Source organism: Pseudomonas sp. Tav-5-1A (assembly GCF_055755055.1).
Window position 1 is genome coordinate 1,105,830 of record NZ_CM146901.1, and the last position, 15,879, is coordinate 1,121,708.

The 15,879-nt window shown below is 65.1% G+C and carries 18 protein-coding genes and 1 riboswitch; of the genes, 10 read left to right on the forward strand and 8 right to left on the reverse strand.

Features of this window, described 5'->3' with window-relative positions; all coding sequences use genetic code 11:
- Positions 1-30 precede the first annotated feature (30 nt).
- Positions 31-1,293, reverse strand: a complete 1,263-nt coding sequence (locus AC0J42_RS04910) for a uracil-xanthine permease family protein (protein ID WP_416422531.1) — start codon at positions 1,291-1,293, stop codon at positions 31-33.
- A gap of 2 nt (positions 1,294-1,295) precedes the next feature.
- A complete protein-coding gene (gene upp / locus AC0J42_RS04915; protein ID WP_416422532.1) occupies positions 1,296-1,934 on the reverse strand; it encodes a uracil phosphoribosyltransferase in 639 nt (212 codons plus the stop codon).
- 164 nt (positions 1,935-2,098) lie between these two features.
- Between upp and AC0J42_RS04920 the strand changes: the two genes are divergently transcribed.
- The 3 genes from AC0J42_RS04920 (at position 2,099) to AC0J42_RS04930 (ending at position 3,724) form a co-directional block, all read left to right on the forward strand.
- Complete coding sequence (locus AC0J42_RS04920) at positions 2,099-2,656, forward strand: hypoxanthine-guanine phosphoribosyltransferase (protein ID WP_473005411.1); 558 nt, start codon at positions 2,099-2,101, stop codon at positions 2,654-2,656.
- A gap of 179 nt (positions 2,657-2,835) precedes the next feature.
- A complete protein-coding gene (locus AC0J42_RS04925) occupies positions 2,836-3,306 on the forward strand; it encodes a hypothetical protein (RefSeq protein ID WP_416422534.1) in 471 nt (156 codons plus the stop codon).
- A 130-nt stretch (positions 3,307-3,436) separates the two neighbouring features.
- Positions 3,437-3,724: a PA4642 family protein gene (locus AC0J42_RS04930; protein ID WP_416422535.1), complete on the forward strand. Its 288-nt coding sequence runs from the start codon at positions 3,437-3,439 to the stop codon at positions 3,722-3,724.
- A 53-nt stretch (positions 3,725-3,777) separates the two neighbouring features.
- Here AC0J42_RS04930 and mqo read toward each other — a convergent pair whose 3' ends face one another.
- Positions 3,778-5,292, reverse strand: a complete 1,515-nt coding sequence (mqo, locus tag AC0J42_RS04935) for a malate dehydrogenase (quinone) (RefSeq protein WP_416422536.1) — start codon at positions 5,290-5,292, stop codon at positions 3,778-3,780.
- A gap of 778 nt (positions 5,293-6,070) precedes the next feature.
- Between mqo and AC0J42_RS04940 the strand changes: the two genes are divergently transcribed.
- A complete protein-coding gene (locus AC0J42_RS04940; RefSeq protein ID WP_416422537.1) occupies positions 6,071-6,655 on the forward strand; it encodes a YajG family lipoprotein in 585 nt (194 codons plus the stop codon).
- 66 nt (positions 6,656-6,721) lie between these two features.
- Here AC0J42_RS04940 and AC0J42_RS04945 read toward each other — a convergent pair whose 3' ends face one another.
- Positions 6,722-6,928 carry a hypothetical protein gene (locus tag AC0J42_RS04945; RefSeq protein WP_416422538.1) on the reverse strand — a complete coding sequence of 69 codons (207 nt, stop codon included), beginning with the start codon at positions 6,926-6,928 and terminating at the stop codon, positions 6,722-6,724.
- Between the two features lie 169 nt (positions 6,929-7,097).
- A complete protein-coding gene (locus tag AC0J42_RS04950) occupies positions 7,098-8,264 on the reverse strand; it encodes a 1-acyl-sn-glycerol-3-phosphate acyltransferase (RefSeq protein ID WP_416422539.1) in 1,167 nt (388 codons plus the stop codon).
- Between the two features lie 102 nt (positions 8,265-8,366).
- On the opposite strand from AC0J42_RS04950, the gene AC0J42_RS04955 reads away from it, so the two are divergent.
- From AC0J42_RS04955 to AC0J42_RS04965, 3 genes are read left to right on the forward strand one after another with little or no spacing between them, the layout of a single operon-like run.
- Positions 8,367-8,555: a CPXCG motif-containing cysteine-rich protein gene (locus AC0J42_RS04955; RefSeq protein WP_008371118.1), complete on the forward strand. Its 189-nt coding sequence runs from the start codon at positions 8,367-8,369 to the stop codon at positions 8,553-8,555.
- Positions 8,555-8,815 carry a putative signal transducing protein gene (locus tag AC0J42_RS04960; RefSeq protein WP_416422540.1) on the forward strand — a complete coding sequence of 87 codons (261 nt, stop codon included), beginning with the start codon at positions 8,555-8,557 and terminating at the stop codon, positions 8,813-8,815. Before AC0J42_RS04955 ends, AC0J42_RS04960 begins: the two co-directional genes overlap by 1 nt.
- A 36-nt stretch (positions 8,816-8,851) precedes the next feature.
- Positions 8,852-9,472: an SOS response-associated peptidase gene (locus tag AC0J42_RS04965; RefSeq protein WP_416422541.1), complete on the forward strand. Its 621-nt coding sequence runs from the start codon at positions 8,852-8,854 to the stop codon at positions 9,470-9,472.
- A 60-nt stretch (positions 9,473-9,532) separates the two neighbouring features.
- On the opposite strand, the gene AC0J42_RS04970 is transcribed toward AC0J42_RS04965, so the two are convergent.
- The 3 genes from AC0J42_RS04970 to AC0J42_RS04980 form a co-directional block, all read right to left on the reverse strand.
- Entirely contained in the window at positions 9,533-10,120 is a 588-nt protein-coding gene (locus tag AC0J42_RS04970) for a TMEM165/GDT1 family protein (RefSeq protein ID WP_027979127.1), read from the reverse strand.
- 89 nt (positions 10,121-10,209) lie between these two features.
- A riboswitch (yybP-ykoY riboswitch) is annotated at positions 10,210-10,332 on the reverse strand.
- A 42-nt stretch (positions 10,333-10,374) separates the two neighbouring features.
- Positions 10,375-11,370, reverse strand: a complete 996-nt coding sequence (locus AC0J42_RS04975; RefSeq protein WP_473005412.1) for a methyltransferase — start codon at positions 11,368-11,370, stop codon at positions 10,375-10,377.
- Between the two features lie 50 nt (positions 11,371-11,420).
- Entirely contained in the window at positions 11,421-12,386 is a 966-nt protein-coding gene (locus AC0J42_RS04980; protein WP_416422543.1) for a 2-hydroxyacid dehydrogenase, read from the reverse strand.
- 131 nt (positions 12,387-12,517) lie between these two features.
- On the opposite strand from AC0J42_RS04980, the gene AC0J42_RS04985 reads away from it, so the two are divergent.
- Genes AC0J42_RS04985 through AC0J42_RS04995 form a run of 3 tightly spaced genes read left to right on the forward strand, consistent with a single transcriptional unit; the run spans position 12,518 to position 15,746 of the window.
- Positions 12,518-13,807 carry an NAD(P)/FAD-dependent oxidoreductase gene (locus AC0J42_RS04985; RefSeq protein ID WP_416422544.1) on the forward strand — a complete coding sequence of 430 codons (1,290 nt, stop codon included), beginning with the start codon at positions 12,518-12,520 and terminating at the stop codon, positions 13,805-13,807.
- A gap of 12 nt (positions 13,808-13,819) precedes the next feature.
- Positions 13,820-14,377 carry a helix-turn-helix domain-containing protein gene (locus AC0J42_RS04990; protein ID WP_473005413.1) on the forward strand — a complete coding sequence of 186 codons (558 nt, stop codon included), beginning with the start codon at positions 13,820-13,822 and terminating at the stop codon, positions 14,375-14,377.
- Positions 14,378-14,399: 22 nt separating this feature from the next.
- The gene (locus AC0J42_RS04995; RefSeq protein ID WP_473005414.1) at positions 14,400-15,746 is read left to right on the forward strand and encodes a glutamine synthetase family protein; all 1,347 of its coding nucleotides are present in this window, start codon (positions 14,400-14,402) and stop codon (positions 15,744-15,746) included.
- The last annotated feature ends 133 nt before the right edge of the window (positions 15,747-15,879 follow it).

Below are 15,879 nucleotides of genomic sequence, written 5' to 3' on the forward strand. Positions count from 1 at the left end.
TCGAATGCAGCAAAGCATTAGGTCAGCAAATCACTCCCCAACCTTCTCCTTCCACTCCCCATGCCCCGGCAGGATCAGGTTCAGCGCAATCGCCACCACGGCGCACAGCGCGATCCCTTTCAGGCCAAAGTCATGCGGCCCGGTACCGGTACCGATCAGCACGCCACCGATGCCGAACACCAGGGTCACCGAGATGATCACCAGGTTGCGCGCCTCGCTGAGGTCGATCTTGTGGCGGATCAGGGTGTTCATGCCCACTGCGGCGATGGAGCCGAACAGCAGGCAGAGGATACCGCCCATCACTGGCACCGGGATGCTTTGCAGCAAGGCGCCGAATTTGCCGATGAACGCCAGGCTGATGGCGAAGATCGCCGCCCAGGTCATGATTTTCGGGTTGTAGGCCTTGGTCAGCATCACCGCGCCGGTCACTTCGGCGTAGGTGGTGTTGGGCGGGCCGCCGAACAGACCGGCGGCGGTGGTGGCGATGCCGTCGCCCAGCAGGGTGCGGTGCAGCCCCGGGGTTTTCAGGTAGTCGCGGCCGGTGACGCTGCCCACGGCGATGACGCCGCCGATGTGTTCGATGGCCGGCGCCAGGGCGACGGGCACGATGAACAGGATGGCCTGCCAGTTGAACGCCGGCGCGGTGAAGTGCGGCAGCGCCAGCCAGGAGGCGGCGGCGATCTTCGCGGTATCGACCACGCCGAAGGCGAACGACAGGCCGAAGCCCACCAGCACGCCGGCGATGATCGGCACCAGGCGGAAGATGCCCTTGCCGAACACGGCGACGATCAGGGTGGTGAGCAGCGCCGGCATGGAGATGAACATGGCGGTGCTGTACGGCAGCAGTTCGGTGCCGTCACCGGCCTTGCCCATCGCCATGTTGGCGGCGATCGGCGCCATGGCCAGGCCGATGGAGATGATCACCGGGCCGATGACCACGGGCGGCAGCAGGCGGTCGATGAAACCGGTGCCCTTGATCTTCACGGCCAGGCCCAGGAAGGTGTAGACGAAGCCGGCCGCCATTACCCCGCCCATGGTCTCGGCCAGGCCGAACTGGCCCTTGGCGAGGATGATGGGGGTGATGAAGGCGAAGCTCGAGGCCAGGAACACCGGCACCTTGCGCCCGGTGACGATCTGGAACAGCAGAGTCCCGAGACCTGCGGTAAACAGCGCGACATTGGGATCCAGGCCGGTGATCAGCGGCATCAACACCAGCGCGCCGAATGCCACGAAGAGCATTTGCGCACCGGAGAGGATCTGGCGCCACAGCGGGTCGTTGAACTCGTCGGCCATGCTCAAGCGTCCTTCTGCTTGGTGCCGAAGATCTTGTCGCCGGCGTCGCCCAGGCCAGGAATGATGTAACCGTGTTCGTTCAGGCGCTGGTCAACCGAGGCGGTGTAGATTTTCACGTCCGGGTGGGCCTTCTCGACCACGGCGATGCCTTCGGGCGCAGCCACCAGCACCATGGCGCGGATGTCCTTGCAGCCGGCTTTCTTCAGCAGGTCGATGGTGGCGACCATGGAACCACCGGTGGCCAGCATCGGGTCGATGATCATGGCCAGGCGCTCGTCGATCTCGGGCACCAGTTTTTCCAGGTAGGTGTGGGCTTCCAGGGTCTCTTCGTTGCGGGCAACGCCCACGGCGCTGACCTTGGCACCGGGGATCAGGCTGAGCACGCCTTCGAGCATGCCGATGCCGGCGCGCAGGATAGGCACGACGGTGATCTTCTTGCCGGCGATTTTCTCGACCTGGACAGTACCGCACCAGCCGTCGATGTCGTAGGTTTCCAGCGGCAGGTCCTTGGTGGCCTCATAGGTCAGCAGCGCGCCGACTTCCTGGGCGAGCTCGCGAAAGTTCTTGGTGCTGATGTCGGCACGGCGCATGAGGCCGAGCTTGTGGCGGATCAGCGGGTGGCGAATCTCGAGGATTGGCATGGGGAAAGGCTCCGGGCGGGCAAAAAAACCGCGCTAGATTAATCTATTCGGATGGCACTGTCGTGCAGACATACTGGACGTTAGTCCAGAAAAGCTTGATCTGTCCCGAACGGATGCGTACCTTTGCCCGCTTTTCTCAGACCACCCCCCCTTTGGAGAGCGTCATGTCCGCTGATCTCGAGCATATCCGTCAAGTCATGGACGAGGCCGACTGCCTGTACACCGAAGCCGAAGTAGAGGCTGCCATCGTTCGTGTTGGCGCGCAGATCACGGCCGGGATGGCCGACAGCAACCCGGTGGTCTTCTGTGTGATGAACGGCGGCCTGATCTTCGCCGGCAAGCTGCTCACCCAGCTGAAGTTCCCGCTGGAAGCCAGCTACCTGCACGCCACCCGCTACCGCAATGAAACCAGCGGCGGCGACTTGTTCTGGAAGGCCAAGCCTGAAGTGTCGTTCATCGACCGCGACGTGCTGATCATCGACGACATTCTCGACGAAGGTCACACCCTGAGCGCCATCATCGACTTCTGCAAGCACGCCGGCGCCCGCGCCGTGCACACGGCCGTGCTGATCGACAAGGACCACGACCGCAAGGCCAGCCCAGGCCTGAAGGCCACCTATTCGGGCCTGCCCTGCATTGACCGCTACATCTTCGGTTATGGCATGGACTACAAGGGCTACTGGCGCAATGCCGCGGGCATCTACGCCGTAAAAGGCATGTAACCCGCCCGTAGCAGCGGCCAAAGGCCGCGTCACCGGCGCCGCCGCAATGCCTGGCACACCGCGTTCGGCCCGGACGCGGCCTGGCGGCCGCTGCTACGGGGAATTGTGTAGCAGCGGCCAACGGCCGCGTCACCAGGAGGGTGTGCTAGAGTGCTGGGCTGCCTTCCAGGAGCTCGCCCATGCGTTCGATGATTGCCGCACTTGTCCTGCTGTCCAGTCTGCCCCTCGCCGCCGCCCCCCTGCACGCCCAGTTCCTGCCGCCCGATGACCTGGGCCTGCGCAAGGAACAGCCCGAGCAACAGCAACTGCTGCAGATCACCGATTTTTCCGTGGTGGTGGGCAACCAGCGGCTATCCAACCAGCAGCCCATTCCGGTGACTTCCTCGGTGCTGGTGCGCCTCAAGGGCAAGCCACTGAACAAGGGCGCCACCATCGGCCAGGTGCTGCTGACCTTCGACGCCGAAAGCAAAAGCCTGAAGAAGCCCAACTACGACGACGCCAGCAAGACCCTCACGCTGAATTACCCGCTGGGCCAGTACCGCACCATCATGGACCTGCTGCGCAACGACACCGTGTACGTGCAGTTCCTGACCTACCCCAATGGCCATATCTGGGCTGACCTGCACACGGGCGCCGTTCACGCGCGTTGAGCCGCCTGGCGCGGGGGGGTAAACTCGCTGTCTTTGTGGGAGCTGGCTTGCCAGCGAGCTTTTCGGGCGCCCTGAAAAGCTCGCTGGCAAGCCAGCTCCCACCTCCCAGAGCAGCGAGTTGGAGTGGGCAATGCGTAAAGACAAGAAGCAGCTGATTGGTGACGAGATCGGCGACGAGCAGGTCAAGTTGTTCCTGGAATTCGAACCGGTCGACGCCACTTCGCCGTCGCTGCACAAGCTGATCAAGGCCTACCGCGGCCTGCGCGTGGACGATTTCGAGCGCTTCGTGGGGTTCTTCCTTGAAGCCGGCTACGACCTGGACGGCAAGGACGAGCACGGCAACGACTTCATCGCCCTGATCCGTGACCAGCGCAACGCGCCGGACTACATCGAGATCGTCGAGAAAGCCCGCGGCTGATTTCCGTCAGCGCAAAAAAAACGCCCCGAGGGGCGTTTTTTCATGGGCGGCGTTTACGCCAGGTGCTGCTCGGCGGTGTTCGCCTGCGGCGCCAGTTCCAGCGCGGCGTCGCTCTGGGCGCTGACCCGGCGGTACAGGGCTGCGTCGGTTTCCAGGGCTTTCTCGCGGGCCGGGAAGATTTCCTTGAGCTTGGTGGTCCAGGCTTCGGAACGGTACTTCTCGGGGAAGCAGCGCTCGATCAGTTCCAGCATGATCGACACGGTCACCGAAGCGCCCGGCGAGGCACCCAGCAGGGCCGCCAGCGAGCCGTCGGCCGCCGACACCAGTTCGGTACCGAACTGCAGCACGCCGCCTTTTTTCGCGTCTTTCTTGATGATCTGCACGCGCTGGCCGGCCACTTCCAGGCGCCAGTCCTCGGCCTTGGCCTCGGGGTAGAAGCGGCGCAGGGATTCCAGGCGCTGCTCCATGGACTGCATCACTTCGCTCATCAGGTACTTGGTGAGGTCCATGTTGTCCCGCGCCACGGCCAGCATCGGGCCGATGTTGCCGGCACGTACCGACTTGGGCAGGTCCATGAACGAACCATGCTTGAGGAACTTGGTGGTGAAGCCGGCGTATGGGCCGAACAGCAGGGAGGTCTTGCCGTCGACGACGCGGGTGTCCAGGTGCGGCACGGACATGGGCGGCGAGCCCACGGCGGCCTGGCTGTAGACCTTGGCCTGGTGGTGCTTGACCACCTCGGGGTTGTCGCAGCGCAGCCATTGGCCGCTGACCGGGAAGCCGCCGAAGCCCTTGCCTTCCTCGATGCCCGACTGCTGCAGCAGCGGCAGGGCAGCGCCACCGGCGCCCAGGAAGACGAACTTGGCGTCGACCTTACGGCTGTTGCCGCTGTTGACGTCCTTGATGGTGACGGTCCAGCCGCTGCCGTTGCGGGTCAGGTCGGTGACGCGCTTGCAGTACTTGACCTGGGCATCCGGGCCGGCAGCCAGGTGCTTGAGCAGCTTGTTGGTCAGGGCGCCGAAGTTGACGTCGGTACCGTGCATGACGCGGGTGGCGGCGATGGCCTGGTCGGCAGGGCGACCAGGCATCATCAGCGGCATCCACTCGTTCATCTTGGCCTTGTCTTCGGTGTACTCCATGTCGGCGAAGGCGTGATGCTGTTTCAGCATCTCGTAACGCTTCTTCAGGAAGTCGATGCCTTTGTCACCCTCGACGTAGCTCAGGTGCGGGACCGGGTTGATGAAGGCACGGGCCGAACCGAAAGTACCCTGCTTGGCCAGGTACGCCCAGAACTGCTTCGACACCTCGAACTGGGCATTGATGTGCACGGCTTTCTTGATGTCGACCGAACCATCCTTGGCCTGCGGCGTGTAGTTCAGCTCGCAGAGGCCCGCGTGGCCGGTACCGGCGTTGTTCCACGGGTTGGAACTTTCCGCGGCACCGGAGTCCATCAGCTCGACGACTTCCAGCTTGATCGTCGGGTCCAGCTCTTTGAGCAGTACGGCCAGGGTGGCGCTCATGATGCCGGCCCCTACCAATACCACGTCGACTGCTTCGTTATGCGCCATTAACGCGTCTCCAAAATCTTCAGCACCAAATTGACAGCACGGCGTCCCGGTACACATCAGCAGGCCAGGAGTGCCATGTCCGACTCTTCGCAAAAAACGCAAGCTTGTGCGGACGCTACCAACCGGTCCAACAAGTCCCTATGAACTCATTTTCGGGCCCGGTGGGCAATTCGACTTAGGTCAATGCGCCCGCGTTGCCAGTGATCGACCTCAGGCTCCTGACAGGCAGGCGCGGCAGTGCCGACCGTACGGTGCTGAACCGGACGTTGTTAATGCATGTACAGATGCAAAACTGTTCATTTGCTCGCCACACTCTTGTGAAGTAGTGAAAACCGTTTTTTTCACGCTCTTTTGGAGTCGTGAACCTCAAAAAGGCTGCCATGAAGACGCGGGCAGCGGCAGGTCCAGCGAAGGGCGAAAGTGCCGAAAGCATCGGGCACACCGGCTTCAATTGGCCTGTGTGGGCGGCTCTCTGTGGGCTTTGGAGGGCTGGATGCGAGGCATCAGCGGTGTTGCGGGGCCCGATCAGGAGACGTCCTTATAATCGGGGGGAGATTATAACGATGAAACGCGCAGAAAAGATCTTTATTCGTGGAGTTTTCTTGCGCGAATCGTCAAGCGGTGGCCGCGTGACCGATTATCGCACCCTTCCGGGGTTTGACCGGCCCTGGCTACATGACTTTTCCTACATTTGCGCGGGTAGGTTGAATGCTGGTTCCTGACAGGCCCGCACCGTTATACTGGCACCCTATCAATGCCTATTCCTGGAGAGATGAGCATGCTGCAACGCCTGTTGTTCGGTTTGATCGCTGTGACCACCCTGACGCTGGCCGGTTGTGCCAACAGTCCGCAGCAACTCAGCCCGCAACCCGTGCTGAACGCGCAGCTGGCGCCCGTTGGCCAGGGCCAGCCGGTGGTGGTACGCGTGGTGGATGGTCGTCCTTCGCCAACCCTGGGCACCCGTGGTGGCCTGTACCCGGAAACCAGCGCGGTGACCGTCAACGCCAACGACGTGATCCCCAAGCTGCAAGCCCAGGCTGAAGCCGCCGTGCGCCTGCTGGGCTACACCCCGTCGGCCAACAACGGCAGCGCGCCGGTGCTGACCGTGACCCTGGCCAGCCTCACCTACCAGTCGCCGAAAGAAGGCATGTACGTGACCGAGGCCACCATCGGCGCCAACTTCCGTGCTGACGTCAACAACAACGGCCGCCACTATGCTGGCGCCTACGGTGCCTCGCTGAACCAGCGTTTCGGCATGGCGCCGAACGTGGACACCAACACCAAGCTGGTCAGCGACGTGCTCAGCGACGCCCTGACCCGCCTGTTCAAGGACCCGAGCATCGGCCGCACCCTGGGCAACTGATCCAGGCGTCGTCACGAAAAAGCCCGCGCTCCTTCACAGGGGCGCGGGCTTTTTCATGGCCGGGGTTCAGGCGGCTTCGGCGTACAGCTCCAGGAAGCTGATGCCGGTGTCGGCGTCCAGCTCCGGGCAGTCGTCGTGGGGGCAGCCGGCCAGGGCGCAATAGACGAGCCAGTGGCGGTCGTGAACGTTGAACGATAAACCGTTGATCAGAGCTTCCTGCTCTTCACTCTGGGTAACCAGATACAGACGATCCTGATTCTGTGCATGCAACATGACCAGCTCCGTGTCGTGGGTGAGGGTGCACAGAGTGACGGGTTCTGATGACGGCGGTGTGACGCAGGTCAACGATACCCCTCGTAGCAGCTGCCGCCAGGCTGCGTCCGGGCGCCACACGCGATCGGCGTAATGGCGGGGACGCGGCCTGCGGCCGCTGCTACGGGGGTTACAGCGGCAGGCCGGCTTTTACGCGGTACTGGTTGCGCACCGGGGTGGCGTATTGCAGCACCAGGTAGGGGCGCTGCTCGGCCGGGCAGGCTTCCAGGCGGCGGGCCCATTCGGCGCGGGCCTTGTCCAGCTCTTCGGCGCCGAACACGTCGCTGGCCGCAGGTACGGCCAGGCTCGGGTCGGCGTCGGCCCATTGCGCGTAGGCCAGGTAATGCACCGGGAACAGGCGGTAGCCAGCGAGGATCTGCCGGTCAATCTCGGCGGCCAGCAGCTTGGTGTCCTCGAACGCCTGGCTGATGGGCGGGGCGAAGTTGATGTGCACGCGGCCTTTGTAGCCGGTGATGCCTTGGGCGATGCTGATGTCGTCCTCGCCCGGCGCCTTCTTGTAGGTGCCGGTGGTGGCGCGGGTGTACAGCTCGCGGGCCTTGGCCAGGTCGCAGGGGTCGTACTCGTAGCTGATCGACACCGGGGTCAGGTTCAGCGACTGGATCACCTCGCCGAAGGCTTCGTCCTTGCGGCTCATGTGGAACATCTTCAGGATCGCCGAATCGGTGCGGTCGTCACCGTCCTTGGCGCGGCCCTCGGCCTGGGCGATCCAGATGGACTGGCAGTCGGTGCGGATCGAGTGGTTGATGTACGCCGACAGCAGCTGGTAGGCCGCCAGCTTCTCGCGGCGGCCGCTGATGGAGCGGTGCACGATGAAGCTCTTGTTCAGGCGCATCAGGTCGCTGACGAAGGGCTTCTGCAGCAGGTTGTCGCCAATGGCGATGCGCGGCGTGGGCAGTCCGGCGTGGTACACGGCGTAGTTGACGAAGGCCGGGTCCATGACGATGTCGCGGTGGTTGGCCAGGAACAGGTAGGCACTGCCGGACTTGAACTGCTCGACGCCGGTGTAGGTCACACCGTCAGTGGCACGATCGATGGTGTGATCCACGTAGACTTCGACTTTATCCTGCAAGGTCGCGACACTTTCGATGCCGGCGAACTCGCGGCGCAGCCGATGAGCTATAAGAGGTTTGAGCAGCCAGCCGAATGCACCGGCCAGGCGCGGGAAGCGGAAGTGGGTGAGGATATCGAGGAACGCCGGGTCGCTGAGCAGGCGTGCCAGAACGGCAGGGACCTCGGCGTCGTCGTACGGTCGGATGGCATCGAATTCGCCCATCATGCTCTCTTGTTGGAAACGGCTAGGGTAATGAAGTAAGGGCATATCAATAGCCCTTCAAATAGACCGGCGATTATACGCACAAGTCACTACCGGGAGACGGTCATGCTGTTCCAGGAAAGCGAAGACATCGAGTGCCCCTACTGTGGTGAAACGATTCCGGTGCTGCTGGACTTGTCTGGCGGCGATCAGGAATACGTGGAAGATTGTTCCGTGTGTTGCAAACCCATCCGCTTCATACTGCAAGTGCACGATGATGAGTGGATGCTCGACGTCAAAGGCGAGAACGATTGATGCAACGTATCTATGACCCGGAAAGCCTGCTGGAAGCGGAAATGCTGTTGGGCATGCTCGACAGCGAGGGCGTGGCCGCGCACCTGGTGGGGCGCGACCTGGTAGGCGGCATCGGCGACCTGCCGGCCATCGGCCTGCTGGGCCTGACCGTGGCCAATGACCAGGCCGAGCACGCACGCCAGCTCATCGCCGCGTACAATGCCGCCTTGCCGCTGCCGGGCGAAGAACCGGATAGTTTCCAGGGCGTGTTGGTGTGTTGAGCCGCGCGCCCGTCATCTGAAGAGTCTTGTTGCCCCATGTGTGGACGTTATGCGCTGTTTCGCTGGTCGCCGGCCTTTGCCGCCTTGCCCGGCTTTCCTGCCGACCAGCAGGCGCAATGGAACATTTCCCCCGGTGATTCGGTGCTGATGCAGCGCAACCTCGACGGCCGCCTGCAATTGGACCGCGCCCGCTGGGGGCTGACCCCGCCGTGGCTCACCGACCTGTCGCGCACCCCGGCCCAGGGCCGCGCCGAAACCCTGGCCGAACAGCCAATGTTTCGTGATGCGCTGCGCCTGCGTCGCTGCCTGCTGCCGGCCAACGGCTTCTACGAATGGCGTGGCACGGTGCGCAAGCGGCCGTTCTGGCTGACGCCAGGGGAGGGCAGTTCGCTGTTTTTCGCGGCGGTATGGGAGGCGTATCCGGTGCAGGAGCAGGTGTGGCTGAGCACCGCGGTGGTGACCCAGGCGGCCATGAGCCAGCGCCGGCCGTTGATTCTCGATGCCGCGGGGCAGGCAGCGTGGCTGGACCCCGCAACGCCGTTGCCGGCGCTGCAGTCATTGCTGGCCAGCAACCCCGTCGCCTTGCGCGAGCGGCCGCTGGCCAACCTGGTGAATGATCCGAAGCTCAATGCGCCGGAGTGCTTGACCCCGGCGTAAATGACGCCCCCCCCACCCGTAGCAGCTGCCGAAGGCGACGTCACCAGGCAACCCGAATCGTCAGCCCACCCAGCCGCTGACCTGCATGGCCTTGTACACCGCCACCACCGCCAGCACGAAGAACGCACAGGCCGCCAGGCGACGAATCAGGGTGAGCGGCAGTTTCTCTGCGGCGAAGTTGCCCGCCAGCACCACCGGCACGTTGGCCAGCAGCATGCCCAGGGTGGTACCCAGGATCACCAGCAGCAGGTGCGGGTATTGTGCCGCCAGCATCACGGTGGCGACCTGGGTCTTGTCACCGATTTCCGCCAGGAAGAACGCGATCAGGGTGGTCAGGAACGGCCCGAACTTGCGTGCGGTGCTGGCCTCGTCGTCGTCCATCTTGTCGGGCACCAGGGTCCACAGCGCGGTGGCGGTGAAGCTGGCGGCCAGGATCCAGTGCAACGTGGCATCGGAGAAGAAACTGCCGAACCAGGCCCCCACGGCGCCGGCGGCGGCATGGTTGGCGAGGGTGGCGGCGACGATACCGGCGATGATCGGCCATGGCTTGCGGAAGCGCGCAGCCAGGATCAAGGCGAGCAATTGGGTCTTGTCGCCGATCTCCGCCAGGGCAACGATCGCGGTAGGGACAAGAAGTGATTCCAGCATCAGGATTTCCTATGGGGGCGGGTCGACACGGCTATGACACGTACAGCCTCCCCGCCCCGGGTAAGGTGTGCGTGTCATAGGTCTTGTCAAACCCTGAGCCTGTCTGATGCAGGCTGTGAGGTCGCATGCGCCATGGTCTGTGGACCAAGTATGTTGACGCATGCCATGCAAGCTGTTTGCTTGCGGGAGACTACTCCCCTAGGACGGAGCGGATTCTGCCTAGGGAATTTCATTTGGGCAAGCGAAGAATTTAATCAGCGTGTTGCCTGGTAAATCTTGAAACCCTGGCCTTCGGCGCGCACGTGGCAGCTGCCCAGGTGCTCTTCGATGAGCGGCTGGTAGCGCAGGAAGCTGTTCGCAACAATGCGCAGTTCGCCGCCTTTTTTCAGATGTAGTGCCGATTTTCGCAGCAGGTTTTCCGAGGCCTGGTAGTTGGTGTGCACCCCGGTGTGGAACGGCGGGTTGCTGACGATCGCGTCCAGGTACAGGGGCGCCGCGTCGATGCCGTCGCCGGTGATCACCTCGCCTTCCAGGCCGTTTGCCGCCAGGGTCATGCGGCTACTGGCCGCAGCGAAGGCGTCCACGTCCAGCAGGGTCAGCTGGCTGTCGGGGTAGCGACGCTTGAGGCTGGCACCCACCACGCCGGCGCCGCAGCCGAAGTCCAGCACGTGACCGCGCGGCAGGCCGTCCAGGTGCTCCAGCAGCAGCGCGGTGCCGCGGTCGAGGCGGCCGTGGCTGAACACGCCGGGCAGGGTGATGACCGTCAGCGGGCCGTCGGCCAGGGGCAGTTCGTAGCGCTGGGCCAGGCTGTGCAGCTCGATGGCGGCGGGCGCCGTGTCGATGTTGACCTGCCACAGCTGGCAGTGGCGGGCGCTGTCCAGCTTGCGTGGCTTGCCCAGCGCCTGCAACTGCTTGGCCGCGCCTTCGATGCCACCGCGTTTTTCCCCTACCAGGAACAGCGGCTTGCCGCCCAGGCGCGAGGCCAGGGCGTTGAGCAGGTAGTTGGCCAGCTCCCGGGACTTGGGCAGGAACAGCACGGCGGCGTCGAAATCGCCGGCCGGCGCCTCGGTGCCGAAGTGGCTGCGGGCACCGAAGCGGGCGTTCAGGGCATTGTGGTCGCCGGCGTGCCAGCACCAGCCGTGGGCGTCGGGCAGCGTGCCGAGCAGGTCGTCGGCGGGCAGGCCTGCCAGCAGCAGGCGGCCCTGGAACAAGTCGGCCTGGCGAAGCAGCACTTCACTGCGCGGGTCCATGGTGGGGGCTCCTGGTCAAAAACCGACGATTCTACCAGAGCCGCCCGGGGTCAGTTGACCTGGCGCAACGGCGTGCCGCTGAAATGCGCCGTGGCGTTTTCCACCACCTGGCTGACAATGCGCTGCCGCGCCTCGCGGCTGCCCCAGGCGCTGTGCGGGGTCACGATCAGCCGCGGGATATCGTCGGCCAGCAGCGGGTTGCCGTGCACCGGCGGCTCCACGCTGAGCACGTCGGTGGCGGCGCCGCCCAGGTGGCCGGCGCGCAGGGCATCGGCCAGCGCCTGTTCGTCGATCATGCCGCCACGGGCGGTGTTGACCACGAACGCGCCGGGCTTGAGCAGCGCCAGCTCGGCGGCGCCGATCATGTTGCGGGTGTGCTCGTTGAGGGGGCAGTGCAGGGTCAGCGCGTCGACCTGCGGCAGCAGCTCGGCCAGCGCCAGGCGGTCTTCGCGCGGCGGCCGGCCGGGCAGTTGCCCCAGCAGCACGCGCATGCCGAACGCCTCGGCCAGGCGCGCCACCGCGCTGCCCAGCTCGCCGTGGCCCAGCAGGCCCAGGGTCTTGCCTTCCAGCTCGACGATGGGGAAGTCCAGCAGGCAGAACTGGCTGGAGCGCTGCCATTGGCCGGCGGCGATAGCCTTCTGGTAGTCCGGCAGGCGGGTGGCCAGGGCCAGCAACAGCATCAGCGTGTGCTGGGCCACCGACGGCGTGCCGTAGCCCTGGCAGTTGCACACGGCGATGCCGCGGGCGCGGGCGGCGGCCAGGTCGACGTTGTTGGTGCCGGTGGCGGTGATCAGGATCAGTTGCAGGTCGGGGCAGGCGGCGATGGTTTCGGCGTCCACCACCACCTTGTTGGTGATGATCACCTGGGCGTCGCGGCAGCGTTCGATGACTTCTGCGGGGCGGGTGGAACCGTGCAGGTCCAGCGGGTTGAAGGCCTGGTGCAGGGGGGTTAGGTCGAGGTCGCCCAGGTCCAGCGAGCTGTAGTCGAGAAACACGGCGCGGCGCAGATCGGTCATCGGTCGGACTCCATGTGAGGTAGGTTTCACGCGGGAAAAATCCTACACGAATTTTCCGGTGGATTTGCTTTGTGAAAATTCAGTGCTAGATTTTCATGAAAATTATCCAATAAAAATTCACGGGCCGGTCCATGTTCAAACAATCCGCGCAGCACGTGCAAAGCTATTACGCCCAGACCTACCCCCAGGGGCTGCCCTTGCGCCCGCGCCTGGAAGGCACACTTGAGGCCGATGTGTTGATCATCGGCGGCGGCTTCAGTGGCCTGCACACGGCACTGCGCCTGGCCCTGAGTGGCCAGCGGGTGGTGGTGCTGGAGGCCAGCCGCCTGGCGTGGGCGGCGTCCGGGCGCAACGGCGGCCAGGCGCTGCTGGGCTGGTCGTGCGACATGGCCCCGCTTGAGCGCGGGCTGGGCCTGGCCGGGGCGCGCGAGCTGTGGGACAGCATGGTCTGGGCCAGCCAGGAATTGCGCGAGCTGCCCGGCCGCCATGGTTTCGACGTCGACTACCGCCTGGGCAGCCTGTGGGCGGCGGTGCGCGACAGCCGCGTGCAGCAGCTGCGCGACGCCCAGCGCGAGGCGCGCGAGAAGTGGGGCGACGACCAGGTGCGCTTCATCGACCGCGACGAGCTGCCCCAGTGGATCGACAGCCCACGTTACAAGGCCGCGCTGCTCGACCCGCGCGGCGCCCACCTCAACCCGTTGAAACTGGCCCAGGGCCTGGCCGCCGCCATCGAGCAGGCCGGCGGCCGCCTGTTCGAACAGAGCCAGGTGCTGGGTTACCGCCGTCACGGCGAGGGGTTCGTCGCCCGCACCGAGCACGGTGAAGTCAGCTGCGACGTGCTGGTGCTGGCCTGCAACGCCTATCTGGACGGCCTGGACCGCAGCATTTCCAGCCGCGTGCTGCCGGTAGGCTCGTACCAGGTGGCCACCGAACCGCTGGCCCCGGCGTTGGCGCAGTCGCTGCTGCCGCGCAACAGCTGCGTGATCGACAACCAGTTCGTGCCGGACTATTTCCGCCTGACCCCGGACCACCGCCTGCTGTTCGGCGGCGGCTGCACCTATCTGGGCGGCATTCCCAAGGACGTCGCCACGGCCACCCGGCCGTACCTGGAGCGCGCGTTCCCGCAGCTCAAGGGCGTGGCGCTGGACTACGCCTGGGGCGGCCATATCGACATCAGCATGAAACGCACCCCCGACGTCGGCCGCGATGGCCAGTGCTACTGGCTGCAGGGCTTCTCCGGCCACGGCGTGCTGCCCACCCTGGCGGCAGCGAAGGCGGTAACCGACGCCATCGGCGGCGACGCGCGGTTGCTGCGCCTGTACCAGGCGCTCGACAATCCGCGCTTTCCCGGTGGCCGCTGGCTGGCCGCCCCCCTGGAAGCCGCCGGCAAGGCCTGGTACCGGCTTCGTGACGTAATTTGACGGGCATCTCCCATGAACATGCAGGCAGAAATCGACAGCCTCGCGATCCTGATTCGCGACCTCCGCAAGCACAAGAACCTCACCCTGGGCGAGCTGGCCAAGCGCATCGACCGCTCGGTGGGCTTTCTGTCCCAAGTGGAGCGCGGGCTGTCGCGCCCGACGGTGGCCGATCTCACCGCCATCAGCGAGGCGCTGGGCGTGCCCACTACCTATTTCTACGCGCCGGAGCGCCCGCGCGCGCGCCAGTGGGTTACCCGCCCCAGTGACCGCCGCACCCTGTACTACGCCGGGGGCATCACCGACGTGCTGGCCTCGCCGACCATCGCCGGCGGCTTTTCCATGCTTGAAAGCCACCTGGCGCCGGGCGCCACCAGCGGTGACGGGCACCTCAACGACAGTTCCGAGCAGGGTGGGTTCGTGCTCGAAGGCGAGCTGACCGTATGGCTGGACGGCGACGCCGAGCCGGTGACCCTGCACGCCAACGACAGCTTCCAGCTGCCGCCCCACGCCCAGTTTCGCTACGCCAACTGTACCGACCAAGCCACCCGCGTGTTGTGGGTGTTCAACTGATCGATAACAAGGATAAAAAACGATGAGCCCCGCCACCCCCGACCTGCTCAGTGAAGTGCGCGCCTTCCGCGCCAGCCATCCGCAGGTGCGTTACGTCGACCTGATTGCCCTGGACATCCCCGGGCACTTCTACGGCAAGCGTTACCCGGTGGAAATGCTGGAAAAGGTCGCGGCCGGTGGCCCCCTCAAGCTGCCGCAGAACTGCGTGCTGCTGGGCGCCCAGGGCGGGCTGCATGCCATTGGCGATTACTGCTTCAACGACGGCGACCCGGACGCGCCGCGCCGGCTGATTCCCGGCACCCTCAAGCCGGTGAGCTGGGAAGGCCAGCCCCTGGGGCAGATGCTGATCAGCTCGGATGGCACCGCCGCGCCTATCGAGTTCGAACCGCGCGAGGTGCTGGCGCAGGTGATGCAGCGCCTGGCGCGCAAGGGCATTCGCCCGGTGGTGGCCTTCGAGCTGGAGTTCTACCTGTTCGACCGCGCGCTGAAGGACGGCCTGCCGCAATTCCCCCGCGACGCCAGCACCGGCGATGAGGACGACCAGCCCAACATGCACATCGAGCGCCTGTCGCGCTACGCAGCGGTGCTCCATGACATGGTCGAGACCGCCAACCAGCAAGGGGTGGAGGCCAACGTCATCACCGCCGAGCTGGGCCCGGGCCAGTTCGAGATCAACTTCGCCCACTGCGACGACGGGCTGCGCGCCGCCGATTGGGCCGCGCTGTTCGCCCGCAGCACCCGCGGCGTGGCGCTCAAGCATGGGCACCGCGCCAGTTTCATGAGCAAACCCTACCTGCACGCGCCCGGCAGCGGCATGCACGTGCACGTCAGCCTCTACGACGCCGCCGGCAACAACCTGCTGGCCGCCGATGACCAGCGGCCGCTGCGCCACGCGGTGGCCGGTTGCCTGGCGCTGCTGCCCCATTGCATGCCGATCTTCGCGGCCAACCACAACGCCTTCCGCCGCTACGGCGCCATGGTCAACGCCGCCAGCCGCGCCAGCTGGGGCTTCGAGGACCGCGACGCGTGCATCCGCATCCCCGAGTCCGACCCCCGCAACCTGCGCATCGAACACCGCCTGGCCGGGGCCGACGCCAACCCGTACCTGGTGCTGGCGGCTATCCTCACCGGCATGGAGCACGGCCTGGAGGCGGGCCTGGAACCCATCGCCCCGCTCAATGAAAATCGCCAGAGCGGCATCGATTTTCCCAAGGACATGCTCGACGCCGTGCGCCACATGCAGGGCCATGCGGCGGTGCGCGAGGGGCTGGGTAGTGAATTTGTCATGGTTTATTGCGAAAACAAGCGCCAGGACCACCTGGCGTTCCTCGACGAGATAGCTGCGCGCGAGTACCGCTGGTTCCTCTGAAAAACACGCCGCCCCGCCCTGCGTAGCCGCTGCCGCAGGCTGCGCTGGCCTTGTGCCTCACTGCAGATTTCCAGTGTACATAAAGGCCAGCGCAGCCTGGCGGCAGCGGCTACAAGGGTTTTTTGTTATCTTC